We start from the raw sequence: 16226 nt of genomic DNA on the forward strand, positions 1-16226 counted from the left end.
AACCGGCCCACAGTAGCCGGCGGAGGCGACGAAGAGCACCCGGAGGAGTGACAGGTCAGGCGAGCGGCGTGAGCCTCAGACCAGCAGCGGCAGCATGGAGTGGCGGCGGCGGACCACCGCGCCGAACCGGGCGTCGATGCGCAGCCACGAGTCCGTGGCCGTGATGCGCACGTCGTCACCGCCCAGGAAGCCCATGCCCGACAACGCGAACAGGCACCGCATCGGCACCTTCACGTCCAACCCGGAACCGCTCACCGTGATCACGGTCTGGTCCAGCAGCGAGGCGGGCGGCGTGCCGCGCGGGCCCGCGTTCTCCCGCGCCACCTCGACGCCCTTCTCCGCCAGCTCCGACACGACGCTGCCGGGCAGCCGGTCGACCGGGAGCCAGCCCGCCACCGGCGGCAGCGCCGAGCGCCACATCATGTCGCGCGCCGGACCGGGGTCGACGGTCTCGCTGCGCACCACGGCCAGGCCGGTGAGCAGGTCGGTGCCGGACACCGTGACGTCGTTCGGCGTGATCCGGCCGGCGACGGTCCGGGTGGCCAGGGTGTCGAACGGGGTCGCCACCCACGCGTCGACCAGGTCGGCGGACGGGCGGTTGCGCAGCCGCACCACGGCTTGGCCGTCCAACCGGACGGCACGGGCGACGAACGCGCCGAGGTCGTCCCGCTCGGCGGGATCGGCGAGGACCAGCTCAGGCACCATTACCTCCGGCACGCCAGCCCGCGAGGAAGTCGCGCTCGGCTTCGAGTAGACGGCGCGGGCGTCCGGCCGTCAGGTTGTACGGGACCATCAGGGTCTCGGCCGTCGTGACGACGGCGCTGCCCTCCTGGCGGCCGCCGCGGACCGTGTAGTCCAACGTGAAGGACGCGGACTTCAATTCCCGCACGGACATCTCCACCACGACCTCGCCGCCGGTGAACACGACCGGCGCGAGGTAGTCCACCACGAGCCGGGCGACGACCATGCCGTGCGACATCTCCGGCACGCCGTGCCTGGCGGCCTCGGTGAACAGCAGGTCGATGCGCGCCTCTTCCAGCAGGGTCACCGTGTTGGCGTGGTTGACGTGGCCGAAGGCGTCCATGTCCGACCAGCGCGGGCGCACACCCGTGACGAACACACCCAAGTTGAACGCGCCTCCCGCTCGTCGATGCGTGGCAGTGACCTTATCCACGTGCTACGCCCAGGTTAAGCGCGCGTCCAGGTCGAGGAATCGGCCCAGGTCGGCGACCTCGTCCGTGACGTCCGGGCGGTCGGGGTGCCCGCTGAACGGCCGCACGGTGAAGACCGCGCCGTCCCGCCGCCAGACAGCGACGACGCGGCCGTCCACGACGACGTGCGGGGTGAGGAAACCGCCGCCGGTCTGCACGAGCGGCGCGTGCTCGGGGTCGAGCGCGAGGGAGCGGTCGCGGTAGCCGAGCAGGTAGGGGTCGAAGTGGCCGAGCATGCGGACCGTGCCGGTCGGGTGCGCGGGGTCGGTCGGGTCGGCTGGGTCGGCTGCCGCCTCGAGCTCTTTGAGCATCCGCTTCGGCAGGCCGCTCCACGCGGCGAAGTCGTCGGGCGTGGCCGGGCCGTAGGCACGTCGGTAGCGCCGCCACAGCTCGTCCACGCCGCGGGGTTCGCACTCGATGCGCAGGAGGCGGTAGGTATCGTCCAGGCCCCGGCACAGCGCGCCGGAGTTCGCGGCGAACGCCAGCAGGTGCGCGGGTGCCTGGGACTTCGGGTCGAGGGCGATGCCGACGTCGGCGAGGCGGCGCACGAGTTCGGCGCGTGCCAGCGGCTCGGTCAGGACTTCGCGGAGCGCGGGTAGCGCGCGCTCGCACAGCTCATCGGTGAGGCCGAGTTGCTCGCGGCGACGTCGTCCGGCGGCGATGGAGATCGGGCCGAGGAGGTTCACGACCCACAGGTCGTCCTCGTGGAGCAGGTGGAGGGTGCCGCGCATGGCCCACGTGCGCACCAGAGGGCCGTCGAGGGACCTCACGCCCCGAGCGCGCGCTGCGAGCCGTGCGGCCGGGACGTCCTGCGCTTGGAGGGCGAAGATCGAGGTGAGCAGGTCCGTGGCATCGGAGGCGGGGTGCGAGAGGCGTTGGGCCCGCATCCGTTGCGCGAGGGTCTGCTGGGGAGAGTTCATCTCGGGCGCGCGCCGGTCGAGCCGCGCACCACCAGTTCCGGCTGGAACACGAACTCCGCGTGCGGTGCGGGCGTGCCGCCGATCTCCTCCAGCAACGCGTGCACGGCGGCCTGCCCCATCGCCTCGACCGGCTGGCGGATCGTGGTCAGCGGCGGGTCGGCGAACACGATCAGCGGCGAGTCGTCGAAGCCGACGACGGACACGTCGCGCGGCACGTTCAGGCCCCGGTCGCGGGCCGCGCGGATCGCGCCGAACGCCATCAGGTCGCTGCCGCACACGATCGCCGTGCAGCCGCGGTCCAGCAGGGCGTTGGCCGCGGCCTGGCCGCCCTCGACCGTGAACAGGGAGTGCTCCACGAGGTCGGAGGCCTGCGGGCGGACGAGCGTGAAGCCCTCCACCATGCGCAGCGGGGGCACGAACCGCGGCGGCCCGACGGCCAGCCCGATCATCTCGTGCCCGAGTTCGACCAGGTGGGTGACCGCCAACCGGACCGCGGCGCGGTTGTCCACCGAGACGAACGGCGCGGACACCTGGTCGGTGTAACCGTTGATCATCACGAACGGCACGCCGCGGCCGGCCAGCTTGACGTACCGGTCCTTGTCGGCGGTCGTGTCGGCGTGCAGGCCGGACACGAAGACGATCCCGGTCACGCCCCGGTCGACCAGCATCTCGGTCAGCTGGTCCTCGGTCGAGCCGCCGGGCGTCTGCGTGCACAGCACCGGCGTGTAGCCGTCACGGGTCAGCACCTGCTCTATGACCTGCGCGAGCGCCGGGAAGATCGGGTTGTTCAACTCGGGGGTGATCAACCCGATCAACCCGGCGCTGCGCTGGCGGAGCCTGGGCGGGCGCTCGTAGCCGAGCACGTCCATCGCGGCGACCACGGCCTGGCGGGTGGTGGCCGAGACGCCTGGCTTGCCGTTGACCACTCGGCTGACCGTCGCCTCGCTCACGCCTGCCTGGGTCGCGATGTCACTGAGCCGCGCTGTCACACCGGGTGACTCTACGGGCGCGAGAGCCACACGGTCGTGTCCGGCGGCACGAGGACGTCCGCGTCTTCGGTCGCGTGACCACCCGAGGCGAGCAGCACCTCGCCGTCGGCGGGCAGACGTGCCACGTCAGGACCGAAGTTCACCACGCACGTGAAGGCGCCGCGGCGGAACGACAGCACGCCTTCGGGCACGTCCAGCCACTCCACCTCGGAGCCCGCACCGAGGTCCGGGTGCTCCCGCCGCACGCGCAGCGCGCTGCGGTAGAGCTCCAGCACGGAGTTCGGGTCGCCGAGCTGGCTCGCCACGCTGAGGTCGGCCCAGGTGGAGGGCTGCGGCAGCCACGAGCCGCCGTCGCCGAAGCCGAACGACGGGCCGTCCGCCGTCCACGGGATCGGCACGCGGCAACCGTCACGGCCCCGGTCGGTGTGGCCGGACCGCTCCCACACCGGGTCCTGGAGGACGTCCTCGGGCAGGTCGAGCACCTCGGGCAGGCCCAGTTCCTCGCCCTGGTAGACGTACGCGCTGCCGGGCAGGGCGAGCATGAGCATCGCGGCGGCACGGGCGCGCGCCACGCTGCCGTACCGCGTCACGTGCCGCTGCACGTCGTGGTTGGACAGCACCCACGTGGTCGGCGCGGCGACCGGCCTCATCGCGGCCAGCGAGTCGTCGATGACCTGCTTGAGGTCGGCGGCGGCCCACTCGGCGGTCAGGTAGTGGAAGTTGAACGCCTGGTGCAGCTCGTCGGAGCGCAGGTAGCGGGCGGTGCGCTCGGGGCTCGGCGTCCACGCCTCGGCCACGCCGACCCGGTTGCCCGGGTAGGAGTCGAGCACCTTGCGCCAGTCGCGGTAGATCTCGTGCACGCCGTCCTGGTCGAAGAACGGCAGCGCCTCCGTGCCCAGCAGCTTGAGGTGGCCGGGCGTGCCGACGTCGGGCAGGCCGTCGGCCTTGACCATGCCGTGCGCGACGTCGATGCGGAAGCCGTCCACGCCGAGGTCGAGCCAGAAGCGCAGCACGTCGAGGAACTCGTCGCGCACCTCCGGCTGGTCCCAGTTCAGGTCCGGCTGCTCGGGCGCGAAGAGGTGGAGGTACCACTGGCCGTCCGGGACCTGCGTCCAGGCGGGGCCGCCGAAGACGGACTCCCAGTCGTTCGGCGGCTGCTCGCCGCGGCCGTCGCGGAAGTGGTAGCGGGCACGTTCCGGGGAGCCCGGCGCGGCGTCGAGGGCCTGTCGGAACCACGCGTGCCGGTCGCTGGTGTGGTTGGGGACCAGGTCGACGATCACGCGGATGCCGAGGGCGTGCGCGTCCTCGACGAGGGCCTTGGCGTCGTCGTTCGAGCCGAACAGCGGGTCGACGGTCCGGTAGTCGGCGACGTCGTAGCCGCCGTCGGCCATCGGGGAGGAGTAGAACGGCGTGATCCAGACGGCGTCCACGCCGAGGTCGGCCAGGTAGGGCAGCCGGGAGCGGATGCCGGGCAGGTCACCGACACCGTCGCCGTCCGAGTCGGCGAAGCTGCGCACGTAGACCTGGTAGATGACGGCATCGCGCCACCAGTCCTGCGTCATGGGGTGTCCTTCCGGATCGGTTCCGCCGGAGGGCAATGAAATACTTTGCAAGTGTTTTCAGCAAGTCTGGCAGCTGGTATGACCTAGAGCACATCCCTGCCAGCTAGGAGACATCGTGGTTTCCTCAAGTCGACGCGCCTTGGGCGCGATAGCCGTACTCCTGTTCAGCCTTTTGGCGGTTCCGCAAAGTTTTGCAACGCCGCCGTCCGCGAAGGACGTGACCGCGACCCTGTTCCAGTGGCCGTTCGCGCGGGTGGCCAGTGAGTGCACGAACGTGCTCGGCCCTCGCGGCTACGGGTTCGTGGAGGTCTCGCCGGCCACCGAGCACATCCAGGGGCCCCAGTGGTGGACCTCGTACCAGCCGGTCAGCTACCGCATCGCGGGGCGCTTGGGTGACGAGGCCGCGTTCCGGAACATGGTGAACACCTGCCACGCGGCGGGCGTGAAGGTCATCGCGGACGCGGTGATCAACCACATGAGCGCCGGGTCGGGCACGGGGACCGGCGGCTCGTCGTACGCGAAGTACAACTACCCCGGCATCTACAGCGACTGGGACTTCCACTCGTGCCGGTCGCACATCAGCGACTACCGCAACCGGGACAACGTGCAGAACTGCGAGTTGGTCGGGTTGTCGGACCTGAACACCGGCAGCGACTACGTGCGGGGCAAGATCGCGTCGTACCTGAACTCGCTGATCGCGATGGGTGTCGACGGGTTCCGGATCGACGCGGCCAAGCACATGCCGGCGGCGGACCTGGCCGCGATCAAGTCGCGGCTGAGCAACCCGGGTGTCTTCTGGGTGCACGAGGTGATCTACGGGGCCGGTGAGGCCGTGCAGCCCGGCGAGTACACCGGATCGGGTGACGTGGACGAGTTCCGGTACGCCTACGACATCAAGCGGATCTTCAACAACGAGAACCTGGCGTACCTGAGCACGTTCGGGCAGGCGTGGGGCTACCTGGCGAGCGGTCAGGCGCGGTCGTTCGTGGACAACTGGGACACGGAGCGCAATGGGTCGACGTTGACGTACAAGGATGGGTCGACTTACACGTTGGCGAACGTGTTCATGCTGGCGTGGCCCTACGGGTCGCCGAACGTGTACTCGGGCTACGAGTTCTCGTCGCACGACGCCGGGCCGCCGTCCGGGTCGGAGTGCTACACGTCCGGGTGGAAGTGCCAGCACCGGTGGACGCAGATCGCGTCGATGGTCCAGTTCCGCAACACGGTGGCCGGGACGGCGGTCGTGAACTGGTGGGACAACGGCGGCGACGCCATCGCGTTCGGGCGGGGCAACAAGGGCTTCGTCGCGATCAACCGCGAGTCGGCGGCGATGACGCGGACGTTCCAGACGTCGCTGCCGGCCGGGTCGTACTGCAACGTGCAGCAGGACGGGTGCGCGGCGGTTTCGGTCGGGTCGAACGGGCAGTTCACCGCGACTTTGGGCGCGGGTGAGGCGTTGGCGCTGCACGTCGGGGCGACCGGGGTGGGCAACCCGCCGGCGGGGACGACGTCGTTCGCGGTGAGCGCCACGACGTCGTTGGGGCAGAACATCTTCGTGGTCGGCGACCACCCGGCGTTGGGTGCGTGGAACACCGGCGCGGCGGTGGCGTTGTCGGCGGCGACCTATCCGACGTGGCGGGGGTCGGTGTCGCTGCCGGCGGGGACGTCGTTCCAGTACAAGTACATCCGGAAGGACGGTGGTGGTGCGGTGACGTGGGAGAGCGGGACGAATCGGTCTGCGACGTCGCCGGTGACGTTGTCGGATACGTGGCGCAGTTAGGCGTAGTCAGGTCGGGATAGGTGACGTAGTCAGAGGGTTGGTTGAGTCGGGTTGGGCCGGGCGGGGTGTGTTTTCCCGCCTGGCTCAGCGCAGGGTTTCGACGGTCGGTCCGGTGCGGCCCAATTCGGCTCGGTTCTGCCGGGGCGTTTGGTCGGCAAGTCCGCGGAGGCTGGAAGTGCCGGTTTTCCCGCGTCGTCGGATGCCGGGTCCGGGTGGTACACGACGGGCATCAGGCCCTTGGTTCCGCTGATGGCCAGGCGTTCCCGGTCGAGGGTCAGTTCCCCGACCTGCGGGTGGTTGATCCGGAGTGGTGCTCCGTGTCGTTGCCCACGGCTTGTCGCAGGTTCGCGACGAAGCATTCCGTGACGTCTCCCAGTCCGGGTGCGGGGCCTGCCCGGCCCGGTCCAGGAACATGTCCCGGAGTTGATTGCCCCCGGCGGCGAGGCCTGGAGAGCGCTCGGGCAAGGCTGTTCGACGCCAGGATCAAGAGAAGAAGAGCAAAAGAGAAAAGCGTCCTCGCCGGACGGGCAGATCAGCAGGATGACGGCGGGGTGGGTGGTTCGGCGCCGGGTCCGTTGTTGGTCGGGTTTCGTGTCATCCCACCGACCTCCACAAGGGCTGCCACACGTATCAAGGGGGGCGGCATCAGTGAACGCCGACAGGTAGAGGTGGGACAGCGCCCCCCTTGACACGCGCGGTAGGGCTGCGCCAGGTCGGCGGGACGACACGAAGCCCTTCCGTTTGGGGGAAGGACTTCGTGTCAGTGGACGGGGTGGGCCGCCAGGGCACGGCGGGTGCGGTGCCCTGGCGGGGGTCAGCGGATCATGCTGCGGACTTGGCGGGCGGCGACGGAGAGGGTGGCCAGGTCGGGTTTGCTGACCCGGTTGATCTCGGCGAGGGCGGCGCGGGCGCGGCTCAGGCGCGGGGAGTTGGCCTGTTCCCAGGTCGCGATCTTCTCCTCCGGGGTGTCGCCCGGATCGGCGGAGCGCAGGACGTCGATCGTGATCGAGCGCAGCGAGGAGTAGAAGTCGTCGCGCAGTGCCAGGCGTGCCAGCGAGTGCCAGCGGTTGAGGCGTTCCAGGTTCGAGACCGAGCTGAGCATCCGGTCGACGTCCAGGTGGTCCGACAGCGCGAAGTAGACCTCGGCCGTCTCCTGGTGCGTGCGCTCCTGGCCGGTTGCGCCCTCGCCTTCCTCGCGCTCGGCGAGTTCGGCGACCTCCGTGACGTCGAGCAGCCCGTAGGTGAAGAGCAGTCCGGCGACGCGGCGGGCCAGTTCGACGGGCACGCCCTGGCCGACCAGGCGCTCGACGTGCTCGATCACGGATTCCTTCTCGTGACCTTGGAGCAGGTCGATGGCGCGCGGGGCCAGGGAGCTGACCACGGGGGCGAAGCGGCTGATCGTGGAGCCGACCGCCAGTGGCTGGGGGCGGTTGGTGAGCAGCCAGCGCGACGCGCGGTCCAGCAGGCGGCGCGTTTCCAGCACCATGTCGTCCTGGACGTCGGTCGGCACGACGTTGTCCAGGGCGCGGATCTGCTGCCAGATCGACGGCAGGTCGTAGATCGCGGTCACGACGGTGTAGGCGCGCACCGCGTCGGTGGCGGAGGCGCTGATCTCCTCGGCCAGGCGGAACGCGTACGACACGCCGCCGCCGTCGACGACCTCGTTGACCAGGACGGTCGTGATGATCTCGCGGGACAGCGGGTGGTTGCCGATGGCGTCGGCGAACCGCTCCCGCAGCTCGCTCGGGAAGTAGTCGGGCAGGCGGCGGGCGAGGACGTCGATCGTCGGCAGGTCGCTGGCCAGCACCTCCTCCTTCAGCGCGAGCTTCACGTGTGCCAGGAGCGTGGCCAGTTCGGGCGAGGTGAGGCCGTCGCCCGCCTTCTCCAGCGCCTTGAACTCCGCGGTGCTCGGCAGCGCTTCGAGCGTGCGGTCGAGGACGCCGCGTTGTTCGAGGTCCGCGACCAGGCGCGCGTGCACCGAGAGCATCGGCGCGGCGTGGGCGCGGGAGACGCCGAGCACGGAGTTCTGCGAGTAGTTGTCGGCGAGGACCAGCTCGCCGACCTCGTCGGTCATCTGGCCCAGCAGCTCGTTGCGCTGGTCCTGGTCGAGCTTGCCGTCGCGGACCAGCTCGTCGAGCAGGATCTTGATGTTGACCTCGTGGTCGGAGCAGTCGACACCGGCGGAGTTGTCGAGCGCGTCGGTGTTGACCTTGCCGCCGTTGCGGGCGAACTCGATGCGACCGCGCTGGGTCAGGCCGAGGTTGCCGCCCTCGCCGATGACCTTGACGCGCAGGTCGGCGCCGTTGACGCGGATCGCGTCGTTGGCCTTGTCCCCGACCTCGGCGTGCGACTCGGCGCCCGCCTTGACGTAGGTGCCGATGCCGCCGTTCCAGAGCAGGTCGACGGGCGCGAGCAGGATCGCCTTCATCAGCTCCTGCGGCGACAGCTTGGCCACGCCCTCGGGCAGGCCCAGGGCTTCGCGGGCCTGCTCGGAGACCGGGATCGACTTGGCCGTGCGCGGCCACACGCCGCCGCCGGCGCTGATCAGGGAGCGGTCGTAGTCGTCCCAGGAGGAGCGGGGCAGCTCGAACAGGCGCTTGCGCTCGGTGAAGCTCGTGGCGGCGGTCGGGTTCGGGTCGATGAAGATGTGGCGGTGGTCGAACGCGGCCACCAGGCGGATGTGCTCGGACAGCAGCATGCCGTTGCCGAACACGTCACCGGACATGTCGCCGACGCCGACGACGCTGAACTCCTCGGACTGCGTGTCCGTGCCCAGTTCGCGGAAGTGGCGCTTCACGCTCTCCCACGCGCCCTTGGCGGTGATGCCCATGGCCTTGTGGTCGTAGCCGACGGAACCGCCGGACGCGAACGCGTCGCCCAGCCAGAAGCCGTAGGACTTGGAGACCTCGTTGGCGATGTCGGAGAACGACGCCGTGCCCTTGTCCGCCGCGACCACCAGGTACGAGTCGTCGCCGTCGTGCCGGACGACCTGCGGCGCGGGCAGGACCGTGCCGGAGTTGAGGTTGTCGGTCAGGTCGAGCAGGCCGGAGATGAACTGGCGGTAGCAGGCGATGCCCTCGGCCAGCAGCTGCTCGCGGTCCTGGCCCGGGTCGCCGGTGGGCGCCGGCGGCTTCTTCAGCACGAAGCCGCCCTTCGCGCCGACCGGCACGATCACGGCGTTCTTCACGGCTTGCGCCTTCACCAGGCCCAGGATCTCGGTGCGGAAGTCCTCACGCCGGTCGGACCAGCGCAGACCGCCGCGCGCCACTGGGCCGAAGCGCAGGTGCACGCCTTCCAAGCGGGGCGAGTACACGAAGATCTCGAACCTGGGCCTCGGCTGGGGCAGGTCCGGGATCGCGCGCGGGTCCAGCTTGACCGCCAGGTAGGGGCGGGGGTTGCCGTCGACGTCGCGGACGAAGTAGTTCGTGCGCAGCGTGGCCTGCACCAGCGTGAGCAGGCTGCGCAGGATGCGGTCCGCGTCCAGGCTGGTCACGTCGTCGATCATCTCGGTGATCTCGTCGACCAGGTGCTCGGTGCGGCCGGAGCGCTGTTCGTCGGACAGGGCGGGGTCGAACCGGGCCTCGAACAGCCGCACCAGGGCCGTGGCGACCTCGGTGTGCCCCAGGACGGCGTCCTCGATGTAGTCCTGGCTGTACGGGGTGCCGGCCTGGCGCAGGTACTTGGCGTAGGCGCGCAGCATCGCGGCCTGCTGCCACGTGACGCCGGCCTTGAGCACGAGCGTGTTGAAGCCGTCCACCTCGGCCTCGCCGCGCCACGCGGCGGCGAACGCGTCCTGGAAGCGGGTGCGGATCGACTCGAAGTCCTCGCTGGACAGCTTGTCCAGCGTGGCCTGGTCGATGCGCAGGCCGAAGTCGTAGATCCAGCACTCGGCGCCGTCGTCGCGGACCAGTTCGTACGGGCGCTCGTCCACCACGACCACGCCCATGCGCTGCAACATCGGCAGCACGTCGGACAGCGTCAACCGGGCGCCGACGAGGAACAGCTTGAACCGCCGTTCACCCGGCTCGGCGTCGCGCGGCGTGTAGAACACCAGGTCCAGGTCGCCGCCCTTGAGGGCCTCGATGCGCCGGAAGTCCGCCAGGCCCTCGGCCGCGGTGAAGTCCTCCTTGTAGGCCTCGGGGAACGCCGCGGCGATCCGCTGGCCCGCTTCGGGGGACGATTCCGCGCCCTGAGCCGCGCCGTGGTCCTCCATGACCGCCTCGACCATGCGGTCGTCCCACAGCCGCACGGCCTCGGCCAGCAGCTGCTGGATGTGGGCGGCGTCCGGCTCGGCCTGGCGGCTCGGGTCGGTGTGCACGGTGAAGTGCACGCGGGCCAGCGCCGACTCGCCGACGCGTGCGCTGTACTCCAGGTTCACGCCGCCGAGCTGGTCGATCAGCACTTCCTGCATGGCCAGCCGCGACGTCGTGGTGTAGCGGTCGCGCGGCAGGTAGACCAGGCACGAGTAGAAGCGGCCGTACGGGTCGCGGCGCAGGAACAGGCGCAGCCGGCGGCGTTCGGCGAGCGCGATCACGCCCGTGACGGTCTGGTAGAGCGTGTCCGTGTCGACCGAGAACAGCTCGGTGCGCGGGTAGTTCTGGATCACCTCGAGCATCCGCTGGCCCGAGTACGAGTGCAGCGGGAAGCCGGCGCGGTGGATGACGTCGCGGACCCGGCGTTCGACGGCCGGGATGTCCAGCACGTCCTCGTGCAGGGCCGTGGTGGAGAAGACGCCGAGGAACCGGTGCTCGCCGGAGACGTTGCCGTCGGCGTCGAAGGTCTTCACGCCGACGTAGTAGGGGTACACCGACCGGTGCACGCTCGACTGCGCGCTGGCCTGCGTCAGGACCAGCAGTTCCGGTGACAGTGCCTGGGCGCCCGCGTCGGGGCCCGCCGTCAGGCTGCGCGCCGCGAGGCTGTCCTGTCTGAGCACCCCGAGACCACTCGCCAGGACCGCCCTGAGCGCGGGTTCGCCGTCCGTGGCCGGGTCGTCGCGGACCAGCTCGTACTGGCGGTAGCCGAGGAACGTGAAGTGGTCGTCGGCCAGCCAGCGCAGCAGGTTCGCGCCGTCCTGCACCTCGTGGCTGGGCAGCGGTGGCGGTTCGGACTCCAGCTGTTCGGCCAGGTGCCCCGCCATGCCGGCCATCTTGTCGGTGTCCTCGACGACCTCGCGGACGTCGTTGAGCACGGTGTGCAGCCTGGTTTCCAGCTCACGCGCCCGGTCCGGGTCGGTGAGCAGGTCGACCTCGACGTACATCCACGACTCGGCCAGCGCGTCGCCCGGCGGGTCGGCCGGGTCCGCGGTCGGCAGGACCTCCTGGAGCGCCCCCGTGACCAGGTCACGGCGCACCACGACGATCGGGTGCACCACCCGTTGCACCTGCACGCCACCGCGGGTCAGCTCGGAGGCCACCGAGTCGACCAGGTAGGGCATGTCGTCGGTGACCACCTGCACCACCGTGGCCGGACACGTCCAGCCGTCGTGCGCGCGGGTCGGGTTGAGGATCCGCACGACCGGACGGCCCGGCACCCGGGTCTCGGCGAGCTGGTAGTTCGAGCGCACCGCGCCCACCAGGTCGACCGGGTCGTCGTCGTTGACTTCCTCGGCCGGGACGTGGCGGTAGTACAGGCGGATCAGGTCGGCGAGCTCGGGGGCGTTGGCGGCGGCACGTTCGATCAATTCGTCACGGGCCTGTTCGGGACTGGCCGAGCTCGCCGCGCCGACGTCGCGGGCGGTGGGCTCGGATCGGGATGGGGCTCCAGTCGAGGTCATGTTCAGGCGACTCCACGCTATGCGGTACGTCTGTGTACCGGGTGTGCGCACCACTTAACCAGACGAGCGCGAACCCGTTCGCCGCAACCCTCGCACTGAATCGAACAACTTGCCGGAAAGCTGGGAATTCACTTGTGACATGGCCTATTTCCCGCTTTGTTACCGGCGGGAAACCTTATTAGAAGCTCAACTTATTTCACGATTCGGGAAGAGTCCACGTGTCGAACCGGCGCGGTGGGTCGACGCGCTGGATCGGGGCGGTGGTCTCGTTCTCGGATTCGGGCGGCGGTGTCCCGACAGGTGAGATCGGCACGGTGTCCTCGTCGACCTCGACGCGACCGGCGGCTTCGTCCTCGCGCCGGGCGTCCTCATAGGCGACGAGGGCCTCGGCGAGGAGTTCGGCCAGGCTCAGGTCGCTCTTGTGGCGGCGTGAGGCGCGGGTGGCGCTGGGTGAGCCGGGGGTGGGCGGTGTCGGTTCGACGACGATGGCCGGCAGGTCGATCGTCTTGCCGCCGACCACGACGGCGGTGACGAAGGGGTCTTTCGGCGTTTCGCCGCCGGCCGCGCCGGCTGCCTTGTCGGTCGCTTCGTCGGTTACCTCGTCGGTCGCTCCGCTGGGTGCGGGTGCGGGTGGAGGTGCGTGGGTGGGTGCGTCGTCGTGCTCGATGTCGGCGGCGCCGAGGAACCCGGTCGGGCTGAACTCCGCCGACGGCGGTGTGGTCGTCGTTGTGCTCGTCGGCGTGTCCGGGGACGGGTCGTACGGCACCGGGTCGGGCACCGGGACCGGCGGCACCTGGTCGGGCTCGGGGACTCCGGGCACCTGGTCGGGCTCTGGCAGGGGCACCGGCTGCGGCTCAGGTCGCGGCTCTCGTTGTGGCTCAGGTCGCGGTTCGGGTCGCGGCGCGGGCTGTGGTGTGCGCTGTGGCTCGGGTTGCGGTGCCGGCACCGACAGGTCTTCGGCGGGCGAATCCACGTCCGTCGAGGGGAAGACCGGCTGGGCCTCCTCCGCCTGCACGGCCTGCTCCGGCACCGACGACGACATGGCGAAGTCGGGCACGGGCGGCAACGGGTAGTCGGGTGGGTCGGGCACCCGGGCGGTGGGGATGAGCGGCCCCTTCACGAAGGCCGCGCCAAGCCCGACCGGCGGCACGTCGTCGCGCACGGCGGGCTGGACCATCGTCGGTGAGTCGAACATGTCGACGGGCGGCGGCGCCTCACCACGCAGCCGCGGCGGCGGTTCCACCCGCCACTGCACCTGCTCGGGTTCGGGCTGTCGCGCGGGCTCGGGCTCGGAAACGACGGCCTCCTCGTCAGCGTCGGGAGCACGCCGCCGTCCACCGGCGCGCTGCGGGTCGAGCAGCCCGGCGGCCTTCAGCGTGTCCAACACGCTGAGGTCGGCGTCACCGGACGACCGCTCCCCTTCGTCCTCGGCAGCCTCACGAGCAGCCCGTCGACGCCCACTGCGCACAGCGCCCGCAGCAGCGATCAACCCAGCCGCCGGCACACTCCGCTCGCCACCCTCGTGCCCGGCCGCAGGAGCAACGCCACCACCACTCTCGCCGGCACCACTCTCGCCGGCACCACTCTCGCCGGCACCACTCTCGCCGGCACCACTCTCGCCGGCACCACTCTCGCCGGCACCACTCTCGCCGGCACCACTCTCGCCGGCACCGCTCTCACGAGCATCAGGCTCCACGCCGACCTCGGGCTGCACGATGCCGAACCCACCCCCGCCAAGCCCCGCACCACCGACCGGCCGCCGAACAGCGGGCTCACCGGCACCCTGACGCCCATCGGCCGCGGCACTCCCCGCCGAGGAGCCGGCGCCACCCGACGTACCAGGAAAACCTCCAACACCCGCGCCGCCGACGCCGGCCCCCGGAACCACGTTCGGCACAGCACCAGCTCCCACACCGTGTGCCGAAGTCGCAGCCTGATCAGCCGACTCCGCCACAGCACCACCCGTCACACCGCCCAGCAGACCGGCAGCGCCGGCCGCCGGCTCACCGGTCTCCTCGCCGTGCGCCTGAATGCCGGCCGACGCACCACCAAGTCCCGCACCGCCGGCCACCTGCTCGCCAACTCCTGCGCCGCGCCCGTAAACGCCGGCCGAGGTGGTGTCGAACTCGGTTGGGCCTGCGGTCGGATCGCCGGTTCCCGCGGTGTGCGTGTGGGTGCCGGCGGGTGCGGCACTGGCGGAGGTGGCCGCGCCCGTGCCGAAGCTGCTCGCGTGGATGCCGTCTGGTGCGCCGCCGGCGTGGATGCCAGAGGGTGGGCTGTCGATCCCGCCGGTGGGCGCAGGCGTGCTCGGTCCCGTGGTGCCCGAGTCGGCGGCGGCCGGGGCCTTGTCCGAGGTGACGGGGTGGCCAGGGCTGTTGGGCGCGGCGCCGGCGGTTCCCGGGTTGCCTGGGTCGCCCGGGTGGGTGCTGGTCGGCTTGCTGATGAAGGCGTTGCCGATGCCCGGACTTGGCATCGCTGCTGCGGCGGCTGCGTGGGCGCCGGGGTTCGGGATGCCGGAGGGCGGTGTGTTGGTGGGCTTGGCCTGGCCGCTTCTGGCGTGTTCCGGGCGGCCGTGGGTGGGTGGTGGTGGGGTTTCCGGTTCCGGGGCTCGGCGGCGGCCTCCCGGTTGGGAGGTGTCGTCTTCCGCCTCGCCGAACGGTTGGACCAGGCGCCAGCGGTCGGCGGCGTGGGCCCTCGCGGCGGAGAGGCCTTCCACCGTCATGTCCTCGGCCGCACGGCGGGAGCGCTTCACCCGGATGCCCTCGTTGCGGTGCATCTGGACCGGACGCCACTGGCGGAGCTGTTGCTTGGCCTCGGGGGCGAGGTCGGGGTCGGTGGTGGGTGGCGTCACGGCCGGGGTGCCGGTGCGGAGCAGGGCGGCCAGTTCGTCGTGCAGGCCGCCCGCCGGCCGGCGGTGGACGCCGGAGAACTCGGCGGCCAGTCTGGCGCGCACGGCGTAGACCGCTCTGGCCCGCCTGCGTTCGGCGGCGTGGGCGGAGCGGAGGTTGGCCAGTGCCTCGGTCAGGTCGCCGGCCACCTCGTGGACGTGCGCCAGCGCCAGGAGGCTTTCCGCCAGGAGGGTGTCCAACTGGTGGCGCTCGGCGCTGTCGGCGGCGTCGCGGAGCAGGTCGCGGGCCTGGTCGACGCGACCGGCGGGCAGGTGGACCCTGGTGGCCAGGGCCAGTCGCAGCCAGCCGGTGGTGGAGGCGGACGGAGCCCGCACCGGGCGTTCCAGCAACGGGGTGCCGACCTCCGACGCCTCGCCCGGCTTGTTCAAGTCCATCAGGGCGCAGACGAGTTCGACCGTCAGCCTGCCCCGGACCTGGCCGTTGTCGGACTCCGGTTCCTTGAGCCGGTCCAGCACGGCCAGGCCGTCACGGGCCGACGCGACCGCCGCCTGCAGGTCGCCCCAACGGCGGTGCTGGCCCGCGGCGGACGCGCGCAGCAAGCCGCGGTGCAACAGGGTCGTGTCGTGGTCCAGCAGCGGATCCGCCTGGTAGAGGCGGTCCGCTTCGTCCAGCGCCTGGGTCAGCGCCGCGCCGCGGCCGACCGAGACCAGGCACTCGCCGGCCTGCACGAGGGCCGTGGCCCGCAGGCCCGGCGGGACGTCGTCGGCTTCCAGCACCGGCCGGACGGCGGCGAAGCCCGTGAGGGGCGCGCCGACCGACCTGGCGCTGTCGGCCAACTCGACCCGCAGGCGCCAGGCCGTTTCCCGCTCGGACGCGGCCTCGGCCGCCTTGAGGGCGTCCAACGCCCGGTCCGCGATGCGGACGCCCCGGCCCATGCGGTTGCTCGCGAAGACCACCAGGGCCTCCGCGCGCAACCGGTCGACCTCGTCACGGCGGGTGGAGGCGAGCGCGACGGCGCGTTCGCCCAGCACCAGAGCAAGCTCCGGTGCCCGCCAACGCAACCGCCAGGCGGGCACGACCAGCGTGCTCACCTCGACGTCCGCCTGCGCCTCGCCCCTGGCCGCCACGATGTAGGTACCCGG

8 protein-coding genes are annotated in these 16226 nt (G+C 71.2%); 1 reads left to right on the forward strand and 7 read right to left on the reverse strand.

What is annotated here, in order from left to right; all coding sequences use genetic code 11:
• Positions 1 to 75 precede the first annotated feature (75 nt).
• The 5 genes from LNK82_RS05955 to LNK82_RS05975 are packed head-to-tail and all read right to left on the reverse strand — an operon-like array spanning position 76 to position 4682.
• On the reverse strand, positions 76 to 702 hold the full coding sequence (locus LNK82_RS05955; RefSeq protein WP_230565918.1) for a DUF8010 domain-containing protein: 627 nt from the start codon (positions 700 to 702) through the stop codon (positions 76 to 78).
• Positions 695 to 1126, reverse strand: coding sequence for an acyl-CoA thioesterase (locus LNK82_RS05960; RefSeq protein WP_230565919.1), 432 nt, complete (start codon positions 1124 to 1126; stop codon positions 695 to 697). Before LNK82_RS05960 ends, LNK82_RS05955 begins: the two co-directional genes overlap by 8 nt.
• A 51-nt stretch (positions 1127 to 1177) precedes the next feature.
• A complete protein-coding gene (locus LNK82_RS05965) occupies positions 1178 to 2098 on the reverse strand; it encodes a DNA glycosylase AlkZ-like family protein (protein WP_230565920.1) in 921 nt (306 codons plus the stop codon).
• A gap of 29 nt (positions 2099 to 2127) precedes the next feature.
• On the reverse strand, positions 2128 to 3120 hold the full coding sequence (locus tag LNK82_RS05970; RefSeq protein WP_230565921.1) for a LacI family DNA-binding transcriptional regulator: 993 nt from the start codon (positions 3118 to 3120) through the stop codon (positions 2128 to 2130).
• An 11-nt stretch (positions 3121 to 3131) separates the two neighbouring features.
• Positions 3132 to 4682 carry a glycoside hydrolase family 13 protein gene (locus LNK82_RS05975; protein WP_230565922.1) on the reverse strand — a complete coding sequence of 517 codons (1551 nt, stop codon included), beginning with the start codon at positions 4680 to 4682 and terminating at the stop codon, positions 3132 to 3134.
• A gap of 217 nt (positions 4683 to 4899) precedes the next feature.
• Here LNK82_RS05975 and LNK82_RS05980 point away from each other — a divergent pair, with 217 nt between their 5' ends.
• Positions 4900 to 6462, forward strand: a complete 1563-nt coding sequence (locus tag LNK82_RS05980) for a carbohydrate-binding module family 20 domain-containing protein (RefSeq protein WP_230565923.1) — start codon at positions 4900 to 4902, stop codon at positions 6460 to 6462.
• A gap of 814 nt (positions 6463 to 7276) precedes the next feature.
• Here LNK82_RS05980 and LNK82_RS05985 read toward each other — a convergent pair.
• Together LNK82_RS05985 and LNK82_RS46600 are read right to left on the reverse strand one after the other, a co-directional pair.
• The gene (locus LNK82_RS05985) at positions 7277 to 12235 is read right to left on the reverse strand and encodes an NAD-glutamate dehydrogenase (RefSeq protein WP_230565924.1); all 4959 of its coding nucleotides are present in this window, start codon (positions 12233 to 12235) and stop codon (positions 7277 to 7279) included.
• A 196-nt stretch (positions 12236 to 12431) separates the two neighbouring features.
• Entirely contained in the window at positions 12432 to 16211 is a 3780-nt protein-coding gene (locus LNK82_RS46600) for a hypothetical protein (RefSeq protein ID WP_268995863.1), read from the reverse strand.
• Positions 16212 to 16226: the final 15 nt, after the last annotated feature.

The organism is Saccharothrix luteola, assembly GCF_020859565.1.
Lineage (GTDB): Bacteria > Actinomycetota > Actinomycetes > Mycobacteriales > Pseudonocardiaceae > Actinosynnema > Actinosynnema luteola.